Here is an 8,065-nt window from a genome sequence, read left to right on the forward strand (position 1 = left end):
CTAGAACCAACACCCTCTGGGCCATCCGGGAAATCTCGGAAGCATCATGACTCACCAAAAGCGTGGTCAAGCCATATTCTTGGTGAAATTTAACAATATATTCCTGCAGGTTTTTCCGCATCTTCATATCTAATGCAGACAATGGCTCATCCAAAAGTAAGACCTTAGGCTTTCTCACCATGGCCCTTGCCAAAGCAATCCTCTGCTTCTGTCCTCCGGACAACTTCACTGGACTGTGATCAGCAAGCTGCTCCATTCCTATGCTTTGCAATAAGTCCATAACAAAACTTTTGTCTTGCCTTTTTTCCAAGGCAAACACCAGGTTCTCAAAAACTGTCATATTGGGAAAAATGGAATACTCCTGAAAAATCATCCCAATATTCCGCTTTTCGGCTTTTAAAAAAACCTTTTCTGTAGTGTTTACCCAAGCCTCCTGATCTACGGTCAACAGGCCCTCATCAGGCCGCATCAAGCCTGCAATCATGCGCAAAACACTAGATTTACCCACTCCTGAAGGCCCATATAGCCCTACTAGCTCGCCCTTTTGAATACGGCAAGAAAGATCCAAGGCTATTTTACCTTCTGCTCCCGACAGCGTTTTTTTAAGTAACAACTCAATCATAGGAGAGCAATCGATTTTTCCTATGATTGATTAGGTAAGTCATCAGAAGCACTGAAAAAGAAAAGGCTATTAATAGCAAACTGTATTGGTTGGCCATCTCATAGTTCATCCCCTCCACCTCATTATAAATGGCCACAGAAATCACTCTGGTTTCTTCAGGAATATTTCCGCCCACCATTAACACCACGCCAAACTCCCCAATAGTATGTGCAAATGTGAGTACCCCTGCTGTGATCAAAGCATTCTTCATATTGGGCAAAAGTATATGAAAAAGGGTCTGCCAAGAACTTTTTCCCATCGTTTTGGCTGCATCAAGCCAGGCGTTTGGAATACCGGAAAACCCGGATCGCAGCGGCTGAACCATAAATGGAAGACTGTAAATAATCGAAGCCAAAACCAAGCCGTGAAAGGTAAAGACCAAGCGCAAATCAAAATAATTTTCCAAGAATTGCCCCAGCTTATTCTCTGGACTAAAAGCCAATAGAAGGTAAAAGCCCAAGACCGTGGGTGGCAAAACCAGAGGCATACTGACCAAAGCCTCTACGACATATTTAACCTTATATTTACTATATGCCAACCAATATGCCAAAGGAATTCCTACCAGAAATAGCAGGCCGGTGGTCAAAGTGGCCAATTTTAAGGTCAATATAAAAGGTTCAAAATTCATTATTCTTCTTCTTGAACAAAGCCATAAGTTTTGAAAATTTCTCTAGCTGTCGGAGATTTTAAATAATCGAAAAACAAAGCCGCCTCAGCATTGCCTTTGCCAAATTCCGTTATGATGGCTCCTTGGTGCAAAGGATTATGGCTCTTTGCAGGCAATAGATAATAGCCCTTACCATATTTTTTCATGGTAGGAGCAAGGGCGAGGGAAAGGGCTATTATGCCAACATCTGCCGCACCTGTAGACAAAAATTGGGCAGTTTGAGAGATGTTTTCACCCAAAACTATTTTGGAACGAATGCCATCATATAACTGATAAAATAGCAGACTTTCCTTAGCTCGCTTACCATAAGGAGCATGGTTTGGGTTGGCAATGGCTACCTTTTTTAAGTTCAAACGACTTAGCCCTTCCAAAGTGGATGCATCACAATCAAACTTTCTGCTCCAAAGTACCAACCTTCCTACACCATAAATATGAATGTCAGACCCACTAAGTCCCTTTTTGATCAGCAATTTGGGATATTCTACATCTGCAGACATGTACAAATGGAAAGGTGCCCGGTTGGAAAGCTGCTCATATAGTTTACCCGAAGAGCCATAAATCGGCACCACCTCTTTACCCATGTCTTTAGTATAAACTTCAATGATATCGTCCAAAGCAAATTTTAAGTCCGAAGCAGCAGCCACACGAATGGATTGCTGGGCATGTAGGGAGTGAAAGCCTATTAAATAAAACAGCGTAAAAATTGCAAGATAAGGGTAGACACTCTTCATTGTACTGGTTTGGCAAAAGCGTTGTTTTGGGTCTGATTTGGCTTAGTTTCTAATTCATTTAAAGATAGATTGAATGCCCTTCTTTTCCAATTCAAGCCTATTTTTCCTTTTAATTTCTCTTACTCTGAAAGGGAATTTACAAAGGTAAGCATTTAAACCCAAAGCCAACCAACCGTGAGATTACAAGGTCAATTCCCTATCACAAGATTTAGCTTTCCCCACATCTCATCATGAAAGATTATCGGCACCAGGGCATCATTAGGGGCTTCTCCCATCCTCACCACAACCAGCTTTTGCTCAGGCACTACCTCTACAAACTGCCCATTTTTACCCATTCCTGCAAACAAGTCATCCGGAGCATGATCTGACAAATTTTTATGAAAAGAGCTGGCAAGCGCCGGGAAAATGATCTTACTTTTGCCATTTAGCCACCATAAATAACCATAAGAAGGATTGAGTTCTTGGGAACTATTGACCATTTGTTGGTAATATTCCTCCGAATAAACTGCTTGATTATCTTCCCAAATGCCTTTGTTTAAGGTAAGCAAGCCAAATCTGGCCATGTCCCTAGCGGTACTCCAATACACATTGTTATATCCTAAAGGAACCCACCTTCCATCCATGCCGGTGATAGATTCTATTTTCTGATCAGTAAAACTATTGTAGCCCATACCCGAAGCATTGCTGATCACGCTTTCCAATAAGGTATAAGCAGCATTGTGATAGTACCATTATGTTCCGGCATCTGTTCTATACTCCAAGCAAGAAGGTGCCGTACAATCCAAATCCGAAACCTCATAATCCAAACCCGTGCTCATGGTCAGCTGATGCTTTATCGTGATTAAATCTTCCTTTTCTTGATTCAAAGAAGTCCAGCCCTTGCCCAAATAATCAGAGGTTTTATCATTAATTGACAATAACCCTTCTATATCTGCTGTACCAACAAGCGTAGCGGTCAATGTCTTACCCGCAGATGCCCAATACCACATACTCCTTTCATCAAATGCTGCCGTGTTTAAAATATTGTTACCCCAGTATTTTTCAACGACAATTTTGCCATCCTTAAGGACAATAAATGCCCTGGTTTTATTGTCCTCCAAATAGGTGTACAGGTTTTCTAATGCCAAATCATCCCAGCCTAGGGTATTAATTGGAATTGATTCCCAGAAATCTGTTTCGGCGGGCGGAAAATACAATTCATTTTCTTGATCCTCCGGAAGAACATTCTCTTCACCACAGGATAAAAATAATCCTGCCACTAAACCAACTATTAAAATATATTGCTTCTTCATCTGTATCACAATTTCTGAAAGAGAAAAAAGCTTAAAGCCCTACCAATTCATACATCTTTTTAACCTTATCAAGGTCAATTTCAGCACTTATTTCGAAAAAATAATTCAATTGCCATTTTTGACTTTTCCTTGCTTGTGCATTCAAAATTGTTTCCCACTCAGGATAAACTCTAAACGCCCTTTTCCCTTCCTTTTCATGGGTACTTAGCAAGCCATATTTAGCCATTGCTGTTTTAGGGAAAACAAATTGTCCCAATCGACCGGCTGAGCAAATGTTAACAATTAATAATTCAAAAGGGTCCGCTAGAGTAAATGGAGCTATTGGCCCATCTCCATCTCGCTTCCAAATGGTAACAAATTGCCCGGATTTCTTTGGCGTAATCTTGGCTTGTCTGCAAATCACGGCTATTCCATTCAATTTAAATTGACAAGCATGATAGGCCTTGGACTCGCTTTCCCACGCAAAGTCGCTTATATCAAGCCCACATTGTTCATATACATCTTGTTTTACCAGCTTGAGGATTTTATTCATCTACCTTACTTTACAATAGCCCTTTTATTACCTGCTGAAATCGCTTCAAAATTAGCCGTAAGTTGCTGATTTCAATTTCACCATAGCGATGTTAAACTAAAATCTCGAAACAGCGCATTTTTCTAACAATTTCAACCCTCTCTGAGAAAGTTTAGGAAATCCTTTTCTTCAATCCGATTTGAAAAAGCTGTCCAAATTATTCTACAGTAAATCTAACCAATACTTCCTTATCAAATAATATATTCGTAGACCAATTTAATTCACCATCACAAGTAGGGTTTTCAAAACGATAGAAATATAGCCTGTGTTGGGGCAAATTTGTGAATACTTTTCATCATCGAAAGATTTAATCATTAAGAAACCATTGAAAACAAATAGAGGTTTGTGATGATTAATTAGACGGAAAAAATTCTAAAGTCCTAAAACGCCTTATTCTCCATGGGTATTAAATGAATAAAATTTTTGAATCAGGAAGGCTCTATTAATAGTTCCCAATTATTTCAAAACACTTTTAATTACCTTCAAATCCCCATCTATATCCTTTGGGATTGGTAAGCCTAAGACCTCACACATCAAAGGAAAAACATGGACAATACCCAAGGGAGCTAGGGTGTAGGCTGATTTAAAAGCAGGTCCCTTGGCATAAAAAATGCCATGCATTGCCTTGTTTTTTGGCTCAAAACCATGCACACCAATGGCTTTAATATTGTGTTTGATCATCAACTCTTTCTTTTTACCGGGTAAAAAATAATAGCCGTAGTCCGGTATTAACTGGATCGCACCCCAATCTTTGCTCTTTGGTCTATTAACAAATCCCGGAATATCTTCCGGCGTATATACCTCAAAATGATCCCTTCTTTGCTTAAACGAATGAATCAATGCCTCTGTATTGACACCTTGGTGTGGGTAGATGTTAACCATCGCTCCATTGTCTACTGCCCGGTACAAACTGTCATTTTTAATAGAACCTATGGGAATGATATTGGAAGCAGGAAGGTCTACCATGCCATGGTCAGAAACAATCACTATATTTACAGGAAGTCCAGTTTCAGCCACTCCTTTAAAAAGTTGTCCTAAATGGTTGTCCAATGCATAGAGGGCCTCTTTTATTTTCTCTTCATTCCCCGGACCATAATCATGACCTGCCTTGTCCATGTCTTCAAAATACATGGTAATTAAATGAGGCCTTTTATCTTCAGGCATTTTCAGCCAGTCAAGGGCTTGAGCTATCCGCTCCTCATTTTTTACTTTGGAATCATAGGAATGATAATAGGTTGGATGTATTCCTTGAATATCGGCTTCTGAGCCTACAAAAAAATAACTAGCGGTTACCATATTGGCCTTATTGGCTTCCTGCCAAATTGGAGAACCTTTATAAAACCTGCCATCAGTAGCCGTTTCTACATTTTTATAATCATACAGCTTTTCTTGTTCATGACTATAAAACGAATTTCCCAAGATCCCATGGTTGTCAGGATACATTCCGGTAACTATGGAATAATGGTTTGGAAAAGTCTTGGTCGGATAAGCGGGAATTAAAGCTTCCGAACGAACACCTTCTTTAACAAAAGCATCTAAGTTTGGAGGCTTGTATTTCTTCATATAATCCCATCTAAACCCATCCAATGATATTAATAATAAATAAGGCTTTTTCTGAGAAGTTTTAGAATTGACAGTCGTAGCAGTTTGTAAAGAACCATGCATTTTCCGGCTACAGGAAAAGATACTTGCCATTCCTATTATCAGTATCAAGAAACCACCAATAACTCCCTTTTTCATAAATACTAAAATATGGATTATGCTATTTTGGACAAATGTATGAGATTTTAGTTTTATATAAACCTGCAGCAATTATTCATTCTTACTCCTTAACTTTTTTAAAGATATATCCCGAAGGGCTCTTGGTATAGGCAATGCCTCGTCTTTTGGTAATGATTTCCTCCCGTGTTGGTATTACTCCGCTCTTTGGAATCAGGTAATCGCTCAGTTTATTTTCTGAAATGGAAAATTTATCATCCGCTAGCCTTCTATAAACAGCAGTCAATTGATAGGAAGGGTCTAATGAAGCAAGGCTTGCATCCCCATGTGAATTGTTACATACCAATAGACCTCCAATTTTTAGATAAGACTTGACTGCTTGCCCTACAAAGCCTGCATATTGAGAGATCACCAAATCAAAATCTTTGGCAAGCCCCTTAAAACTTTGCTCATAATCTTGTTGATAAAAACGGAATATTGCCTCTTCTTTATACCTTTTATTGGTTGAAACAAAAGCCAAGGTTTCCGGATCTTCAAAAAACTTGAAAGTATTTTTAAAAGAATCTGCATAAATCACCTCAGAAAACACCAAAGAAGGTGTAATATGTACATGGGAACCGGGGTAGAATACCTTATCAATTGAATATTTATCGTTTAATGCAACAAAAAGACCGATGGACGTATGCTCTTTGTCTACATGAAACTTTTTATATAGCTTGGGAATAACCATTGGTTTTTAACTTATGAATGGAAGTGAAACATGCCCTGCATATTGCCACTGATTACCATTACTAAGCTAGAGGGATTTTGGCAAAATTAAAAACACAATATTGATTTAAGAAAAGTAGTGAGGCCTACCTACCCCATTTGGCATAACCGAAATAGGATTTCTACCAAAATGGACGAACAAATTCTATCATTCCAGTAATTCAAAAAAAAATTTAATAATTAAAAATCCATTTTATGTTGGCTTGCTTTAAAAATCAGAAATAGGCCGAAGGCTAACATTCCTAAGGCAATCACTCCTAAAACTACCCCGCCAAATTCATTTTGGATAAAATTAAAAGCATCTTTTGTTCCTCCTGATTTCGAAGCATCATAGGAAATGGCAGCTCTTACAGTTAGGTAGGCTATTACGCCCACAACTATGCCTCGAGAGGTATAGCCGACACGACCGGAACTAATCATTAATTGCTGGGCTTTGTTATTCATCCCTGATTCTTTGACCTTGTCCTTAAATTTACCTGAGAAGGCAATAAAAATCTGAATGATGGCCCGTATTAAAAATATTAAGGCAATAGACGCAACGATCCACCGCCCATATTCCTGTGATAAAAGCTGCTGAATCATTGATTCTTTTCCTCCACCATTGCCGCCACTTCCGCCCCCAATCAACAATTGTAGGGCATTAAAGATGATAAAAAGGTAAAATATACCACTGGAAAAATATCCCAACCTGTACATTATACCTTTGGAATCGTTTCCCTTATCCTCAGTATCTTTAAAGGTTTGATACATTCTCCAAAAAACATAACCTGCCAAGCCCAACACCACCAGCCAAAGTAATACTTGTCCAAAGGGTTGATCAATTACGAACTTTAGGGCACCATTGCTTCCGGTTTTTTTACCTCCCCTACCAAAAGCCTCCCATGCTGTTAGCCCTCCAATTAAAAGATAAACGACTCCTTTGGTTCCTATTCCGAGACGGGCAATTTTTTTCTTTTTTTGCTTGCTCGGATTCAAATCTGACTTTTCCATATATGGGTTGGTTTATCATAAAAAATTCAAATTTGATGCCAAAGAATATTGATCCCCAATCATTTATAAAAAAACCTCCAAGTCAATTGGCTTTTGGACCTGATTGAATTGGAGGTAGATATCCCAATACTTTATTATTATTAATGTGTACTAGTCATTATATCTGTCAATACCTTCTTGAATACCTCAACAGGTTGGGCTCCCGTCAAGGCACTTTGCTTGTTAAAAACAATGGTTGGGACAGACCTGACACCTACATTTTGCCAATATTCTTCCTTGCTTTTCACTTCCTTTCGAGCTTCTAAATCCTCTAATCTGGCCAAAGCCTCGGAGGCATTTAAGCCAACATCCAGCAAGGCTTCCTTTAAGACTTCCCTGTCGGAAACATCTTTTCGCTCACTGAAAAAAGCAGTGGTCAGTCGCATCTTTAATTCTGTTTGTTTGCCAAACTCCTCGGCATACTCCAATAAGACATGGGCTTCAAAGGTATTGGACATGCGCATTCCTTCAAAATAATCGAACTTAAATCCCAACTCATCTCCGGTCTCTGTCATCATTTCCTGAGACTCCTTTTGTTGTTCTAGCGTACTGCCATATTTTTCGGCAATGTGCTCATGAAGATCCTGCCCTTCGGCAGGCATATTGGGGTTCAACTCAAAAGGCTGC

Annotated in this window: 8 protein-coding genes and 1 pseudogene; all 9 read right to left on the reverse strand. The window is 39.2% G+C overall.

Annotated features, from left to right (window positions below):
* Positions 1–622 (reverse strand): ATP-binding cassette domain-containing protein (locus tag AAC037_RS14050; RefSeq protein ID WP_339903578.1); only part of this gene is annotated, 622 nt, incomplete at its 3' end.
* Entirely contained in the window at positions 615–1,289 is a 675-nt protein-coding gene (gene modB / locus AAC037_RS14055) for a molybdate ABC transporter permease subunit (RefSeq protein WP_339903579.1), read from the reverse strand. The genes modB and AAC037_RS14050, both read right to left, overlap by 8 nt.
* Positions 1,289–2,059 (reverse strand): molybdate ABC transporter substrate-binding protein, encoded by a 771-nt coding sequence (gene modA / locus AAC037_RS14060; RefSeq protein ID WP_339903580.1) that lies wholly within the window; start codon positions 2,057–2,059, stop codon positions 1,289–1,291. Before modA ends, modB begins: the two co-directional genes overlap by 1 nt.
* Before the next feature lie 188 nt (positions 2,060–2,247).
* Positions 2,248–3,351: pseudogene (locus AAC037_RS14065) on the reverse strand (serine hydrolase domain-containing protein).
* Between the two features lie 31 nt (positions 3,352–3,382).
* On the reverse strand, positions 3,383–3,883 hold the full coding sequence (locus AAC037_RS14070) for a MepB family protein (RefSeq protein WP_339903581.1): 501 nt from the start codon (positions 3,881–3,883) through the stop codon (positions 3,383–3,385).
* A 495-nt stretch (positions 3,884–4,378) separates the two neighbouring features.
* Positions 4,379–5,662 (reverse strand): ectonucleotide pyrophosphatase/phosphodiesterase, encoded by a 1,284-nt coding sequence (locus tag AAC037_RS14075; RefSeq protein WP_339903582.1) that lies wholly within the window; start codon positions 5,660–5,662, stop codon positions 4,379–4,381.
* A gap of 82 nt (positions 5,663–5,744) precedes the next feature.
* Entirely contained in the window at positions 5,745–6,371 is a 627-nt protein-coding gene (locus AAC037_RS14080) for a hypothetical protein (RefSeq protein ID WP_339903583.1), read from the reverse strand.
* Positions 6,372–6,589: 218 nt separating this feature from the next.
* The gene (locus tag AAC037_RS14085) at positions 6,590–7,399 is read right to left on the reverse strand and encodes a DUF1206 domain-containing protein (RefSeq protein ID WP_339903584.1); all 810 of its coding nucleotides are present in this window, start codon (positions 7,397–7,399) and stop codon (positions 6,590–6,592) included.
* A gap of 140 nt (positions 7,400–7,539) precedes the next feature.
* On the reverse strand, positions 7,540–8,065 hold a 526-nt coding region (locus AAC037_RS14090), incomplete at its 5' end, for a DsbA family oxidoreductase (protein WP_339903585.1).

It is taken from the genome of uncultured Cyclobacterium sp. (assembly GCF_963976465.1).
Lineage (GTDB): Bacteria > Bacteroidota > Bacteroidia > Cytophagales > Cyclobacteriaceae > Cyclobacterium.

Bases quoted from the DNA above. Each gene is read 5' to 3' on its own strand.
- modB (WP_339903579.1), bottom strand. From the start codon at position 1,289: ATGAATTTTGAACCTTTTATATTGACCTTAAAATTGGCCACTTTGACC.
- modA (WP_339903580.1), bottom strand. From the start codon at position 2,059: ATGAAGAGTGTCTACCCTTATCTTGCAATTTTTACGCTGTTTTATTTA.
- AAC037_RS14070 (WP_339903581.1), bottom strand. From the start codon at position 3,883: ATGAATAAAATCCTCAAGCTGGTAAAACAAGATGTATATGAACAATGT.
- AAC037_RS14075 (WP_339903582.1), bottom strand. From the start codon at position 5,662: ATGAAAAAGGGAGTTATTGGTGGTTTCTTGATACTGATAATAGGAATG.
- AAC037_RS14080 (WP_339903583.1), bottom strand. From the start codon at position 6,371: ATGGTTATTCCCAAGCTATATAAAAAGTTTCATGTAGACAAAGAGCAT.
- AAC037_RS14085 (WP_339903584.1), bottom strand. From the start codon at position 7,399: ATGGAAAAGTCAGATTTGAATCCGAGCAAGCAAAAAAAGAAAAAAATT.